The following is a 14,042-nucleotide window of genomic DNA, read 5'->3' as shown; positions in this document are numbered from 1 at the left end:
GCACTTGAAAAAGCAAATTAGCAAATGGCTGACTATTCTCATTCCACTTTTTATTGGAATAGGCATCATTTACTACCAATACACTACCCTGAAGCCGGAAGAAATTGCCAAAATAAAAATCAGCTTCCAAAAGGCCAATTACTCATTTATTGCCTTGTCGCTTATGATTGCCTGTGTAGGCTATTGGTCAAGAGCCTATCGCTGGAAATTTGCCCTCAATCATTTGGGTTACCAAACTAAGTTTTACAATAACTTTTTTACCGTTAGTGTTTCCTATTTGGTCAACCTTACCGTACCGCGTTCAGGCGAAATTTCTCGTGCTGCTTTGTTGAAAAAATATGAAAATGTTCCCTTTGACAAAGCCTTCGGAACCATTGTTGCGGAACGAATCGTTGACTTATTGATCTTTTTGCTTTTTGTCTTAATTGGATTTGTCTCTCAGTTTGATGCCATTTACCAATTCCTGGTAAGTAAAAATGTTTCTGTACAATACCTCATTTATTACGGCATGGCCGCTATCGCCATGGGCGTGATTTTTTTGCTGATTTGGATTTATGCTGAATGGCCTATCCTCCTAAAACTAAAGAAAAAACTATCGGGATTGATTGAGGGCATGACAACCATTTTGAAAATGAAAGCCAAATGGAAATACCTTTTTCATTCCTTTTTCATCTGGATTTCCTATCTGACCATGTTTTATGTAGCCGTTTTTGCCTTACCGGAAACCACAGAAATAAGCTTTGATATTGTGATTATGGGTTTTATTTTTGGTAGCTTGGCCGTAGGATTTTCCAATGGCGGATTGGGTGCTTATCCTTTTTCAATCGCTCTGATTTTCTCGCTTTACGGGATTTCAAATGACATTGGGATTGCCTTTGGCTGGTTGGTTTGGACTTCACAAACCATCCTGACCATCTTACTCGGATTGATTTCCTATGTTTTGCTTCCGGTGTTCAATAGAAATAAATAATTTACTATCTTGCTAATCATTTTAGCGCGATTTCTATTTAACCAAAATTCTATCCCTATGAAACAACTGTTTTTACTATTGCTGTTTTGGGGTTCCGGACAGATATTTGCCCAAAGAACCATTACAGATACTATAACTTCCCAAAAACTCAACGAAGACCGCGAAATCAAAATCGGACTTCCACCATCGTATGACAAAAACAAAACCCAAAAATATCCTTTACTAATCCTTTTTGACGGCGATTTTCTTTTTGATGCTTTTCAAGGTGCTTTGAGTTATGGTTACTATTGGGACGATTTGCCGGAAGTGATTGTAGTGGCTATCAGTCAAAACAAAAACAACGAACGTGAAAGCGATTGTACTTTTGATGAAACTACCGGTTTACCTTCGGAAAAAGGAGCCGATTTCTTTGAATTTGTGGGAATGGAATTGATTCCGAGCATCCAAAAAAACTTTCGCACAGCGCCATTCAGAATCGTAGCCGGATTGGATACGACCGCGGCTTTTTTAAATTGTTATCTGTACAAAGACCAACCGATATTCAACGCCTATATCTCTATGAGTCCGGAACTTCCGGAAGGCATGGAAGAACAAATTCCGGAAAGATTAGCGGCGATGCAACAAATGACTTTTTATTACCATTGTACCGCCGAAGGCGATATGAAAAAAATGAAAACCCGCATTCAAGCTTTAGATGCAGCAGCTAAAAATATAAAAAATCCAAAACTCAATTATCTGTATGAAGAGTTCAAAGGTGCTTCGCATTACTCTTTAGTGTTGCATGCCATTCCGAGTGCTTTGTACCAAATTTTCTCGGTTTACCAACCCATTTCTACCGTAGAGTTTCAAGAAAAAATTGCCGTACTGCCTTCGGGTTATGTGAAATATTTAGTCGACAAATATGCCGTTCTCGAAAACTCTTTGGGACTGAAACTGCAAATCAGAATCAACGATTTCAAAGCCATTGAAGCGGCTATTTTGAAAAACAAAGCGTATGTAGAGTTTGATGAATTGTCTCAATTGGCGCGAAAAAATTATCCTAAAGCAATGCTTGCTGATTACCATTTGGGCCAAATGTATGAGAAAACCGGTGATGCCAAAAGAGCCATCAAAAGCTATCAAACGGCTTTTCAAAAACAAGAAATCGGGGATTTGACTAAAGACATGATGCTCGAAAGAGCCGATGCTTTAAAAGGAGAACTTAAAAACAAAAAAGAGGAAGTCGCAGAACCTGCACCAACAACCGAAGAAGTACCGGCAGATGCACCATCAGAAACGCCTACCGAAGAAAAAAAATCAGAATAAATATACCCTAAATGTCGAAACTCAAAACTACTTTTTTTTGTCAAAATTGTGGTACCCAATACGCCAAATGGCAAGGCCAATGCAATGCCTGTAAAGAATGGAATACCATAGCCGAAGAAATCATTCAAAAAGAAGAAAAATCGAGCTGGAAACCCGATAACGTTGATTCCAAAAGAGTTTCAAAACCGCTTCGCATCAAAGAAATTGATTCGACCCAAGAAGTGCGAATGGATACGACTGACGGTGAATTAAACCGCGTGCTTGGCGGTGGCATTGTACCCGGTTCATTAATCTTATTGGGTGGCGAACCCGGAATCGGGAAGAGTACGTTATTGTTGCAAATTTCTTTAAAATTACCTTATAAAACTTTATATGTTTCGGGTGAGGAAAGTCAGAAGCAAATCAAAATGCGTGCGGAGCGCATCAATCCAAACAGTGATAATTGCTACATCTTAACCGAAACCAAAACCCAAAATATCTTTCGTCACATCGTAGAAACCGAACCCGATATTGTCATCATCGATTCGATTCAAACCTTGCATACCGATTATATAGAATCGACCGCAGGAAGTATTTCTCAGATTCGAGAAACTACCGCCGAGTTAATAAAATTCGCCAAAGAAACCAATATTCCGGTAATCTTAATTGGTCATATTACCAAAGACGGCAACATCGCCGGACCCAAGATTTTGGAACATATGGTCGATACCGTTTTGCAATTTGAAGGCGATAGAAATCACGTGTACCGAATTTTGCGCTCGCTCAAAAACCGTTTTGGTTCCACCGCCGAATTGGGCATCTACGAGATGCAAGGATCGGGTTTGAGAGAAGTCTCTAATCCGTCCGAAATATTGATTTCACACCGAGAAGAAGAATTATCCGGAACCGCCATTGCCTCCACTTTAGAAGGCATGCGACCGTTGATGATAGAAATACAAGCCTTGGTTTCGACCGCCGTTTATGGTACACCGCAAAGAAGCACCACCGGTTACAACGCCAAACGCTTAAACATGATTTTAGCCGTACTGGAAAAACGCGCCGGTTTCAGACTCGGAACTAAAGACGTTTTCCTCAATGTCACCGGCGGAATTTCGGTAGATGATCCGGCCATAGATTTAGCGGTTGTAGCGGCCATTTTGTCTTCTAATGAAGATATTGCCGTGGGCAAAGATGTCTGCTTTGCCGGCGAAGTCGGATTGTCGGGTGAAATCCGTCCCGTGAACCGTGTAGAGCAACGCATTCAAGAAGCAGAAAAGCTTGGGTTTTCGACCATATTTGTATCAAAATACAACAAGATTGCCGTCAAAAATCCGTTAATCAAAATTGTTTTGGTTTCTAAAATTGAAGAAGTAGTCGAACAGTTGTTTGGGTAATTGATATTCTCAAATCCTATAAATTATTCCTTAAATTATATAAATTGAAATCTCGTCGGTATATTTACTTTTGATTAAACAATAAAAGTTGACCAACAGCGTTTTAGATAAATAACAACCTCTTTTTTATGAAAACAAAAATACTTTTCTTTTCCTTATTCTCAGTTGTTTTTATCGCATGTAACTCCTCAAGTACTTTTAGTCAATTTGACAAAATGCCCGAAAACAACCATTGGGAAAAATCAGATGCCAAAGTATATGAATTTGACATTACAGATGATAACCAACAGTATAACATACGATTCCAATTCAGTCATGTGTATGGGTATCAATTTGTAGAAATCCCAATCGATTTCAGTATCGAAAGTCCCGGTGGCCAAAAGGAAAACTTTGGTATTACTTTGACAATCAAAGACCGTAAAGGACAAGATCTCGGCGATTGTTCGGGCGACATTTGTGACTTGACGACTGCGATCAGAGAAAAAACCAAACTCCAAAAAGGGCATTACAAGATTACCGTTTCCCACAGTTTTAAAGGACCTTATTTACCCAATGTAATTGGCATTGGATTAGACGTTGATAAAGCAAAATAATGAGAACCAAAAAACAAAAAGCATTCCTTGTTCTTAAAATCTGCGGTATTGTTATACTGCTCGGAATAATATTGCTTTTTGCTTTTCGAAATACTATTTTGGAAAAAGTCATCCATCGTATTGATGCCAAAATGGAACGCGATTACCAGTGCGATTTCACTATTGCCAAAGCCGAATTTCACGGATTAACCAATCTCGAATTCAAACAAATCACTTTGGTACCCAAGCAAGCCGACACTTTGGTGCGCATTGACCAATTGAAAACGAGTGTCAACTTTTGGAAGCTGTTGATTGGCGATATTCAATTGGGCCAACTCGAAATCAATAAAGGGTATGTCCAATTGGTAAAAACCAAAACAGGTAGCAACTTCGACGCTTTTCTGCGCTCCAAAAAAGAGAAAACAGACAATACTGAAGTGAATTATGCCAAACTTTTAAATCGTTTGACTTCCAATCTGATGGATTTGGTTCCCACAGACATGCAAGTCAAAGGTTTTGCATTTAGAATTAATGACCAAGGTAATAAAGTGGTTTTTGATTTTACGCAATTGGCTTTGGCCCAAAAAAAACTCAACACTTTGATTCAAGTTACGGCCGATGGTTTTTCGCAGCAATGGGCAATTAACGGTTTTGCCGATCCAAGAGACCGCAAAGCCGATTTGGTATTTTTCAACCCGAAAAGTGATACCATACAGCTTCCTTATTTGGATAAAAAATTCAACCTAAAAACCGGTTTTCAATCCATTCATTTCAACTTAGAAAACCTTTCGATGTACAGCGGTGAGTTACATATCGACGGCTATTCTTCCATCCAAAATTTAAGGGTCAATCACGCCAAAATCGCGAGCAAAGATGTAGTAATCAAAAACGCGCGCTTTGATTACCGTTGGATAATCGGACCGCGTTTTATGGCTTTAGACAGTACGTCAACCGTGCAATTGAACAATATCAAGTGTCATCCTTATGTTTCGTATACCAATGAAACCGACAAAATTTACGCGCTCAAATTAGCCATTCCTAAAATGACCGCCAACGACTTTATCACGTCACTGCCAACGGGATTGTTCCGTCATTTTGAAGGGATGGAAGCGCAAGGTAATTTCAGTTATGCCCTGAATTTTGAATACAATAACCACAAACCAAACGACATCATTTTCGAAAGTCAATTAAAACCCGAAGGCATAAAAATCACCAAATACGGAGAAGCCGATTTGAACAAAATCAACGGTGAGTTTACGTATAGAGCCATAGACAATGGTGTAGCACAGCGACCCATTGTAGTAGGCCCGTCGAACCCAAATTTTACCCCTTTGAATCAGATTTCGCCCTACTTGCAAAAATGTGTTTTAACCAGCGAAGATCCGTCGTTTTTCAGTCATCGCGGCTTTATCAATTCGGCGTTCAAACAGTCGATTGTGAAAAACATCAAAACCAAAAAATTTGCCCGTGGCGCAAGTACCATCAGCATGCAACTGGTCAAAAATGCTTTCCTGACCCGTGAAAAAACCTTATCGCGCAAACTGGAAGAAATCCTGTTGGTTTACATTTTAGAAAACAACCGCATCAGCTCTAAAGAACGCATGCTCGAAGTGTATTTCAACATTATAGAATGGGGTCCGAATGTATACGGCATCGGCGAAGCATCGCGGTTTTATTTTAATAAAATACCCCAAGATTTAAATGTAAATCAATGCTTGTTCTTGGCCGGTATCATCCCGAAACCCAAAGGCTTTATGTCGCGTTTGGAGAACAGTGAAAAATTCAAACCCTATGCCCAACAACACAATGATTTCTTAATGCGATTGATGTTTAAAAGAAACCTGATTACCGCAAACGATACCGTGGGCAACTTTGCTTTGGACATTTCCGGACCGGCTAAAATGTACCTTAAACAAAAGCCTGTCAACACTATAGAAAATGATAGTTTGAGTTTGGAGGAGTTTGATTTTTAAAAAATTTCATACTAAATCCAACCTTTTTGCGTTATAACTACTCTCAGTAGTATGACCTTAATTTAATTATCATGAAAAGACTCTTCTTGTTAGCCTTTTGGGTTACTGCCGTTGGTTTTGCCCAAAAACCCATTTTCACTACTGCCAAAATCAAAGCCGCTACAGTGTATTTCAACGCGGCCGAATTATCCCAAACCACTTCGGTCAATTTGCCGGCCGGAACGAGTGAAATTGTCATCAAAAATGTGGCCGATTACTTGAATGAAAGTACGGTCCAGATTGGCGCTCCGAGTTCGGTAACGGTTTTATCCGTTCAGTTTACCCAGAATTACATTTCAGAATACGAAATTGACGAAACCAATCCGGTGATTAAAAAAGTGCGCGACAGTATTGCTTTGGTCAACAAAGAAATCAAGAAAATCCAAATTGAAACCTACTCCAACCAACAAGCCATAGCGCTTTTGGATGCTAATCAAAATGTTGGTGGTGCCAATTCAGGTTTAAACGTCGCCGAGTTGATGAAACTGGTGGACTACTACAAAACCAAACGCATGGAAATGGACAATATCATTGTAAGCTTGAATGAAAAGGAAACCAAGCTCAAAGCCAAACTCAAAAACCTCAACGACAAACTCGAAATCAACACTCAAAAAGAAGACAAAAACTCGAGAGGAAAACTGATTGTACAAGTTATGAATGATCTTGCCGGTGCCGTGAATTTAGACATTAATTACCTCACCAATTCCGCTTCTTGGGTGCCATTTTACGACTTACGTGCCGAAAATATTACATCACCCATCAATATGATGTACAAAGCACAAGTAGTGCAAAACACCGGCATCGACTGGAAAAAAGTAAAGCTGACTTTGTCTTCGGGCAACCCCAATCAGAACAATCAAGCGCCGTTGTTGAGTGCGTGGTTTTTGAGATATGGAAATATTTATGACGATAGAAATTACAGAAGTGGCGATTTAAAATCAAATATGTTACAAGAGGTTGTAGTTACCCAAGGATATTCTGCCAAAAAGGATAAAATAAGTGCCGCTGCCTACAGTACTGTCGGCGCCAACATCGTTGAAAACCAACTCAATGTTTCCTTCGACATCGACATTCCCTATGATATTTTGTCCAATAACAAACCGCACAGCGTGGCTTTGAAAGACATCCAATTGCCGGCGACTTATAAATATTATGCCGTGCCAAGGGTAGAAAAAGAAGCGTTTCTTTTGGCCGAAATCAGCGACTATTCCAAATACAATTTGTTACCTGGCGATGCCAACATCATCTTCGAAGGATTGTATGTGGGCAAAACCACAATTAATCCGAACCAAACTTCGGACACTTTGAATTTGAGCATGGGAAGAGACAAAAAGATTTCCATCAAACGCGAAAAAGTGGTAGACAAATCGGGAACCCGTTTCTTGTCTTCCAAAAAAGAACAAACCTTTACTTTCGATATTACCATTAGAAACAACAAAAAAGAAGCCGCAGGCATGTTGTTGAAAGACCAATATCCGTTGAGTCCGGACAAAGACATTGAAATTGAATTGACCGAAAGCAGCGGTGCCAAAATCAACACCGAAACCGGCATCCTAACGTGGGATTTGAAGTTGCAACCCAACGAAACCAAGAAAGTCCGAATCAGTTACAAAGTCAAATATCCTAAAGACAAAATCATTGGTAATTTATAACTATGAAAAACACCTTTCAAATACTCCTTTGGGTTTGTTTGTGCCAATTGGCTCTGGCTCAAAACCAAAAAGAAACTGTTCTCTTTGACTATGACCAATTCGTTTTGACCGCTAATACAAAGGCAAAACTGGAAGAAGTGGTTTCCAAATTGGATTTGAGTCAATTAAAATCGGTCGAGTTGAATGGCAACACCGATGCCGACGGCGATTCAAAATACAACATCACTTTGTCTAAAAACAGGGCTAACGAAGTGTTGAATTATTTGGTAGCCAAAGGCATTCCGGCGGAAAAAATCGAATTGAAATTTGAGGGCGAAAACAAACCGGTAGCCGAAAATGCGAGTGACAAAGGCAAACAGCAAAACCGTAGAGTGGAAATTACTTTTACCTTCGCTGAAAAAGAATACACCAACACCATTTTTAATCAACTGAAAAAGGAAAGCCAATTCTTCACCGGAAAATCCAATGAGATCATCGCAATTACCGGAAAAGAAGGCACTAAAATTACCATTCCGAAAAATTCTTTGATGAAACCCAATGGCAAATATGCAATTGGTAAAATTGATATTGAGCTGCAAGAATTCTACCAAAAATCGGAGGCTTTGGCCGCCAATTTACATACCATGTCTGATGGTATAATGCTCGAAAGTGGTGGAATGATTTTTATCAAAGCCACTTCTAAAGGCGAAGAATTGCAATTGAAAAAAGGCACAGAAATGACCCTCGAAATGGCTTCAAAAAACAACCCAAGCGACATGCAAACTTTTTATGGCTATCCTAAAGAAGACAAAAGTGTTGATTGGAGTACAAACGACAATGGTATAGTGACCGAAGAAGAAACTTGGTCTAGCTATGCGGTTTTTTATCAGGACGGAATAAAACAGAGAGATACGATTTATAGCGAAACAAGGACCAAAAAATCTTTTAAAAGAGCGACCACTGATGCTGAGAAAGTAAGTGCCATAAGTAACACCATTCTAAAATCCACAAAATTAGGTTGGATTAACTGCGACCGATTCTATGATGTGGCTGACAAAACGGATTTGTTTGTCGATGTCGACATGAAATACAAACCCGAAATCAGATTGGTTTTCAAAGATATCAATTCAATCATGTCGGGTCATATCGATAAAAACAACAAACTGGTCTTGGGTGGAATTCCGGCAGGCAAAAAAGCCACGCTCATGGCATTTAGTTGTATAGATAATGAAGTTTATTTTGCCGTAAAAGAAATCGTAATTGATAAAAATACCAGTGTTGGTTTAGACCTCCAAAAAACGTCAGTGGCCGAATTTAAAACGGCCTTGCAGCAACTGAATTGATGTTACACATTTAAAAAACGCAATCTTTACCGGTTGCGTTTTTTTTATAACCCTTTGATTGTAACGCTTTTATTTTTAACTTTACCAAAAACCTATTAGCTATGAAAAAAATTCTACCTCTTGTTTTTGGCCTTCTGACGATTACATCTTTTGCGCAAACCATCGGATTACAAAGTTTTGCTACCGGCTTTTCTTCTCCGGTTGAAATAGCCCATCCGGCGAATGATGCCCGACTGTTTGTGGTGCAACAAGGCGGTTTAATCCGAATTGTTAATGCCAATGGCACAGTTAATACGACTCCTTTCATAAATTTGAGTACTGTTATAGTCTCCGGTGGCGAAAGAGGTTTGTTGGGCTTGGCCTTTCATCCTAATTATGCTACCAATGGTTATTTCTATGTCAATTATACCCGTGCCGGTGATGGCGCTACCGTAATTGCCCGTTACAGTGTTTCTGCAGACCCTAATGTAGCAGATGCTACAAGTGGTGCTGTGTTATTAACGGTTGCTCAGCCTTATTCGACTCACAATGGCGGATCTATAAAATTTGGCCCCGACGGATATTTGTATATCGGTATGGGTGATGGTGGTAGCGGTGGTGATCCGGGTAATCGTGCACAAAATATCAATGAAAATCTGGGCAAAATGTTGCGCATAGATGTCGATTCGGCTTCGCCTTATGGTATTCCGCCAACCAATCCTTATGTAGGAGTGGCCGGTAATGATGAGATTTGGGCGATTGGCTTGCGAAACCCTTGGAAATTCTCTTTCAACCGTTTGAATGGTGATTTATGGACTGCTGATGTAGGTCAGAATGCCATAGAAGAAATAAACAAAACAGCCAATCCATTGCCAAATACAGGATTAAATTTCGGTTGGCGATGTTACGAAGGCAACGTGGCTTATGACAACTCCGGTGGTTGCCCGACTTATGCAAATACCGTAGCTCCTATCGCTGTTTATACTCATGGTTCAACAGGAAGATGTTCTATTACCGGTGGTTATTTTTATACCGGAACGGCTTTCCCTAATTTTGCCAACAAATATATTTTTGCCGATTATTGCACTGCAGAAATCGGATGGGTTGATGCCGGCGGGAACATTACTTGGGGTTACAATGCCAGTGGTGTAATCACAACCTTCGGAGAAGACAAAGACGGCGAATTGTATGTGCTTAATGGCGGTACTATTTACAAATTAATTGATACCTCATTAGCTACAGATGATTTCAGCCAAAATGGTTTGAGCCTTTATCCCAATCCGGCCAATGATACTTTTTTTCTGAAAAACAGTTCTTTACTTGCGCTTGATTCTTTAAAAATAATCGATTTGACCGGAAAAGTAATCCATACCCAAAAGCTTAATGAAACTGAAATCAACGCTGTAAACGTTTCAGGTATTTCGAAAGGCATATATTTGGTAACCATAATAAACCAAACCGGAAAGTTATTTCAATCTAAATTGGCTGTGGAATAACAGGTATGAAGAAAATATTTCTGGGCTGTTTTACCCTGGCAGCTTTGTTTTTCGGTTATCATTTTGTTTCCCAAAAAACTTTTAAAACCCATGTACTTGAGGTGACATCAGACAACACTATCCATCAAAGACTAAAGCAGCAAGCGGACAGTCTCAAAACCTTTGTCAAAAATAAAAGCGAATACAATAGTGAAATCGCTTTCTTGATTGACATGAAAATCAATTCGGGTCAGCCTCGTTTTTTTGTTTACAATTTAAAAGAAAATAAAATTACAGACCAAGGCTTGGTAGCCCATGGTTCCGGTTCGGAAACCGGTATAGAGAACCAACTTAAATTTAGCAATATCCCCAATTCCAACACTACATCTTTGGGAAAATATGCCATAGGACATCATTATGTAGGGAAGTTTGGAAAAGCGTATAAGTTATACGGATTGGGCCAAACCAATGACAAGGCTTTTGAACGGTATATTGTATTGCATTATTACAGTAAAGTTCCTTATGAACCTCAAGCTGAACCGATTTGTAACAGTTTAGGTTGTCCGATGGTCAATGAAAAATACTTCAACAGACTTGAAAAAATACTGGATAATTCGGAGAAGAAAATCCTTTTAGCCATTTACTATTAAGGCGCAGGATCAGGAAATACCGCTTGTATTTTGTTAATCCCTGCAATAACCTCGGGAGACAGTCGCACTTCAAAAGCCGCAATATTCTCCTGAAGTTGTTCCATTGTAGTAGCTCCGATAATAGTCGACATCACAAATTCTTGTTGGTTTACAAAAGCCAAAGCCATTTGGGTTAACGTTAATCCGTTGTCTTGTGCTAATTCTTGGTACAGTTTGGTCGCTTTATAACAATTTTCATTCGAATATCGGGTAAACTGCGGAAACAACCCTAATCTTGAAGAAGGCTGAATACTGTTCAAATGCTTTCCGGTCAAGAAACTGAAGGCCAAAGGCGAATAAGCCATCAATCCTACATTTTCCCGCAAACAAATCTCCGACAAACCTACTTCAAACAAACGGTTCAATAAAGAATACGGATTTTGAATGGTGGCAATTCTGGGTAAATTGTGTTTTTCGCTTTCATTTAAAAACTTCATCACCCCATACGGATTCTCGTTAGAAACGCCAATGTGCTTAATCTTCCCTTCTTTGATTAAACCATCATAAACGTTCAATACTTCAAAGAAATTGTCTTGCCATTGTTGGTCTATTTTTGAAATTCCGCGCTGGCCAAACATGTTCATCACGCGTTCAGGCCAATGCATTTGGTACAAATCGATATAATCGATTTGCAGGTTTTTCAAACTCAATTCAACCGCTTCGTGGATGTTTTTCTTTGAGAAATTCAATGGTTGGCGAATGTATTCCATCCCGCGATTGGGTCCGGCGATTTTAGTAGCAATTACCAAATCATCCCGTTTCCCTAACTTCTTTAACCAGCTTCCAATATACTTTTCCGTCAATCCCAATGTGGCTTGTCGCGCTGCTATCGGATACATTTCTGCTGTGTCAATGAAATTAATGCCTTTTTCAACGGCATAACTCAATTGGGCATGCGCATCGCTTTCGGTGTTTTGTTCCCCAAAAGTCATGGTGCCCAAACAGACTTTGCTGACTTTGATATTGGTATTCGGTAAAGTAGTGTAGTTCATTGGTATTGCTTTTTCGCTGTGCAAAAGTAAAATATTGTAGGCGTAATTTTGCCCGATTAACACATTTTTTGGAAACGTTGAGAACAAAAAAGGTTCTAAATAAATTAGAACCTTTGATGCACGGTATCCGTATTATCATTTTAAAACTCATTCAACATTTTGGAAATCTCATCCAATTTTGGCGTTAAAATGATTTCAATTCTTCTGTTCTTAGCTTTGCCTTCGGGAGTATCATTACTCATGATTGGCGCATATTCTCCACGACCCGCTGCGGTTAAATTCTTCTTTTGAATGCCGATATTTTCTCCTAAAATATTTACAATCGCTGTAGCTCTTTTAGTCGATAAATCCCAGTTACTTTCAATGCCGCCACCAATACTACCAAGGATTTTATCATTATCGGTATGGCCTTCAATTAAAACCGTAATGTCCGGATTCTGAGCCAATACTTTCCCTACTTCCACTACCGCTTTTCTTCCTTCTGAACCTACAGCCCAACTTCCGGTTTGGAACAACAATTTGTTTTCCATAGAAACATACACTTTTCCGTTCTTCATTTCTACCGTCAATCCTTTACCTTCAAAGGCATTCAGCGCTTTTGACAACGTATCTTTTAGTTTTTTCATAGCCGCATCTTTGGCCGCAATCATGCTTTCCAATTCGTTTAATCTTTGAGTACTCGAAGCCAATTGGTCTCTCAATTTATTCAAACGGTCTTGCTCAGCTGCCAAGGCTTTTTCTTTAGCCTCCAGTTGTGCCAACAACTCTCGGTTTTTATTCATGTTGGTTTCCAAAGCATCGTTGCTGTTTTTCTCTAAGGCCGCATACGATTCTTGTAAAGTCTTTAAATTATTAGCTGTGGCCGTACAATCGGCTTGCAATTTGTCTCTATCGGCTTTGAGTTTGGTCAATTCTGCCATCAATGATTTATTAACCGAATCAAACTCGGCATTGGCTTTGTGCAATTCATCCACCTCGTCGGAAAGCGAGCGGTTCTCTTTTTTCAAATCAGTGTATTTGTTTTCTAAATCGTTGTAGATTTTTTTGGACACACAAGAAGACATCAAAGTCAATGCGGCTACTCCTAAAATTATTCTTTTTATCATAAGTTATTTTGTTTTATTTTAATTGTACATATCTGGAGTAACTACATATTCCGTAACGTGTTCTCCATTTTTATCTGAGTAATTATACTTGATGGTAACTTGTTTATCTCGTAATGATTGGCCTTCCGGATTCTCCCTTGTGTTTTTTAAAAGATTGGGGAAAACATATTTTTTTATCGTATCTAAATTGATTTCTGCTTTTGTGATATCATTTAATTTGTAGTTGTACTGAAGGGTTTTGTTCGGCAATGCCTTAACATTTACCAACACCGTTATTTCATCAACCTGAAAAGGACAACCTCTGTTCATGTCCTCTGCCACTTTGGCCAGCTCCTCATCAACTGGCTGATTTAGTAAATCAACTGACGGATTTAGTGCATCAACTGACGGATTTAGTAAAGTGTATACTCCAAAAAAAGCACCCCAAAAACAAACTACAAAAATTACTAATAGTATGGGATGTACATTTTTCTTTGGCTTATAACCAAATACTACCGCTTCTGTTTTTTCCAATTCCGTTTTTTCCAATTCTCTGATTGGCAATAAATTACCGCAAATTACGCAGTACTTTTCCTCCGGATTATTCTCTCCCTGA

12 protein-coding genes are annotated in these 14,042 nt (G+C 39.2%); 9 read left to right on the top strand and 3 right to left on the bottom strand.

Annotated features, from left to right (window positions below; translation table 11 throughout):
- Positions 1 to 4: 4 nt before the first annotated feature.
- The 9 genes from HA632_RS09100 (at position 5) to HA632_RS09060 (ending at position 11,310) form a co-directional block, all read left to right on the top strand.
- Entirely contained in the window at positions 5 to 970 is a 966-nt protein-coding gene (locus HA632_RS09100) for a lysylphosphatidylglycerol synthase transmembrane domain-containing protein (protein ID WP_176306866.1), read from the top strand.
- A 57-nt stretch (positions 971 to 1,027) separates the two neighbouring features.
- Positions 1,028 to 2,275 (top strand): alpha/beta hydrolase-fold protein, encoded by a 1,248-nt coding sequence (locus HA632_RS09095; RefSeq protein WP_176306865.1) that lies wholly within the window; start codon positions 1,028 to 1,030, stop codon positions 2,273 to 2,275.
- 11 nt (positions 2,276 to 2,286) lie between these two features.
- The gene (gene radA / locus HA632_RS09090) at positions 2,287 to 3,648 is read left to right on the top strand and encodes a DNA repair protein RadA (protein WP_176306864.1); all 1,362 of its coding nucleotides are present in this window, start codon (positions 2,287 to 2,289) and stop codon (positions 3,646 to 3,648) included.
- Positions 3,649 to 3,776: 128 nt separating this feature from the next.
- The gene (locus HA632_RS09085) at positions 3,777 to 4,241 is read left to right on the top strand and encodes a hypothetical protein (protein WP_176306863.1); all 465 of its coding nucleotides are present in this window, start codon (positions 3,777 to 3,779) and stop codon (positions 4,239 to 4,241) included.
- The gene (locus HA632_RS09080) at positions 4,241 to 6,193 is read left to right on the top strand and encodes a transglycosylase domain-containing protein (protein WP_176306862.1); all 1,953 of its coding nucleotides are present in this window, start codon (positions 4,241 to 4,243) and stop codon (positions 6,191 to 6,193) included. The genes HA632_RS09085 and HA632_RS09080 overlap by 1 nt, the downstream gene beginning before the upstream one ends.
- A 71-nt stretch (positions 6,194 to 6,264) precedes the next feature.
- Positions 6,265 to 7,884 (top strand): DUF4139 domain-containing protein, encoded by a 1,620-nt coding sequence (locus tag HA632_RS09075; protein ID WP_176306861.1) that lies wholly within the window; start codon positions 6,265 to 6,267, stop codon positions 7,882 to 7,884.
- 2 nt (positions 7,885 to 7,886) lie between these two features.
- Positions 7,887 to 9,206 carry an OmpA family protein gene (locus tag HA632_RS09070; RefSeq protein WP_176306860.1) on the top strand — a complete coding sequence of 440 codons (1,320 nt, stop codon included), beginning with the start codon at positions 7,887 to 7,889 and terminating at the stop codon, positions 9,204 to 9,206.
- 101 nt (positions 9,207 to 9,307) lie between these two features.
- Positions 9,308 to 10,681, top strand: coding sequence for a sorbosone dehydrogenase family protein (locus tag HA632_RS09065; protein WP_176306859.1), 1,374 nt, complete (start codon positions 9,308 to 9,310; stop codon positions 10,679 to 10,681).
- 5 nt (positions 10,682 to 10,686) lie between these two features.
- Entirely contained in the window at positions 10,687 to 11,310 is a 624-nt protein-coding gene (locus HA632_RS09060) for a murein L,D-transpeptidase catalytic domain-containing protein (protein ID WP_176306858.1), read from the top strand.
- Here HA632_RS09060 and HA632_RS09055 read toward each other — a convergent pair.
- The 3 genes from HA632_RS09055 to HA632_RS09045 all read right to left on the bottom strand — a co-directional run bounded on the left by HA632_RS09055 (position 11,307) and on the right by HA632_RS09045 (position 13,975).
- Positions 11,307 to 12,341: an NADP(H)-dependent aldo-keto reductase gene (locus tag HA632_RS09055; protein ID WP_176306857.1), complete on the bottom strand. Its 1,035-nt coding sequence runs from the start codon at positions 12,339 to 12,341 to the stop codon at positions 11,307 to 11,309. The genes HA632_RS09060 and HA632_RS09055 overlap by 4 nt on opposite strands.
- Positions 12,342 to 12,481: 140 nt before the next feature.
- Positions 12,482 to 13,447, bottom strand: a complete 966-nt coding sequence (locus HA632_RS09050; protein ID WP_176306856.1) for an OmpA family protein — start codon at positions 13,445 to 13,447, stop codon at positions 12,482 to 12,484.
- An 18-nt stretch (positions 13,448 to 13,465) separates the two neighbouring features.
- The gene (locus HA632_RS09045) at positions 13,466 to 13,975 is read right to left on the bottom strand and encodes a hypothetical protein (RefSeq protein WP_217902843.1); all 510 of its coding nucleotides are present in this window, start codon (positions 13,973 to 13,975) and stop codon (positions 13,466 to 13,468) included.
- Positions 13,976 to 14,042: the final 67 nt, after the last annotated feature.

Origin of the sequence: Flavobacterium sp. J49 (assembly GCF_011742145.1) — a bacterium.
GTDB lineage: Bacteria > Bacteroidota > Bacteroidia > Flavobacteriales > Flavobacteriaceae > Flavobacterium.
Note: the sequence above shows the minus strand (reverse complement) of the source record. Positions and strands in the feature narration are given on the sequence as shown.

Coding starts and splice junctions, on each gene's coding strand:
- HA632_RS09095 (WP_176306865.1), top strand. CDS start 1,028: ATGAAACAACTGTTTTTACTATTGCTGTTTTGGGGTTCCGGACAGATA.
- radA (WP_176306864.1), top strand. CDS start 2,287: ATGTCGAAACTCAAAACTACTTTTTTTTGTCAAAATTGTGGTACCCAA.
- HA632_RS09085 (WP_176306863.1), top strand. CDS start 3,777: ATGAAAACAAAAATACTTTTCTTTTCCTTATTCTCAGTTGTTTTTATC.
- HA632_RS09080 (WP_176306862.1), top strand. CDS start 4,241: ATGAGAACCAAAAAACAAAAAGCATTCCTTGTTCTTAAAATCTGCGGT.
- HA632_RS09075 (WP_176306861.1), top strand. CDS start 6,265: ATGAAAAGACTCTTCTTGTTAGCCTTTTGGGTTACTGCCGTTGGTTTT.
- HA632_RS09070 (WP_176306860.1), top strand. CDS start 7,887: ATGAAAAACACCTTTCAAATACTCCTTTGGGTTTGTTTGTGCCAATTG.
- HA632_RS09065 (WP_176306859.1), top strand. CDS start 9,308: ATGAAAAAAATTCTACCTCTTGTTTTTGGCCTTCTGACGATTACATCT.
- HA632_RS09060 (WP_176306858.1), top strand. CDS start 10,687: ATGAAGAAAATATTTCTGGGCTGTTTTACCCTGGCAGCTTTGTTTTTC.
- HA632_RS09055 (WP_176306857.1), bottom strand. CDS start 12,341: ATGAACTACACTACTTTACCGAATACCAATATCAAAGTCAGCAAAGTC.
- HA632_RS09050 (WP_176306856.1), bottom strand. CDS start 13,447: ATGATAAAAAGAATAATTTTAGGAGTAGCCGCATTGACTTTGATGTCT.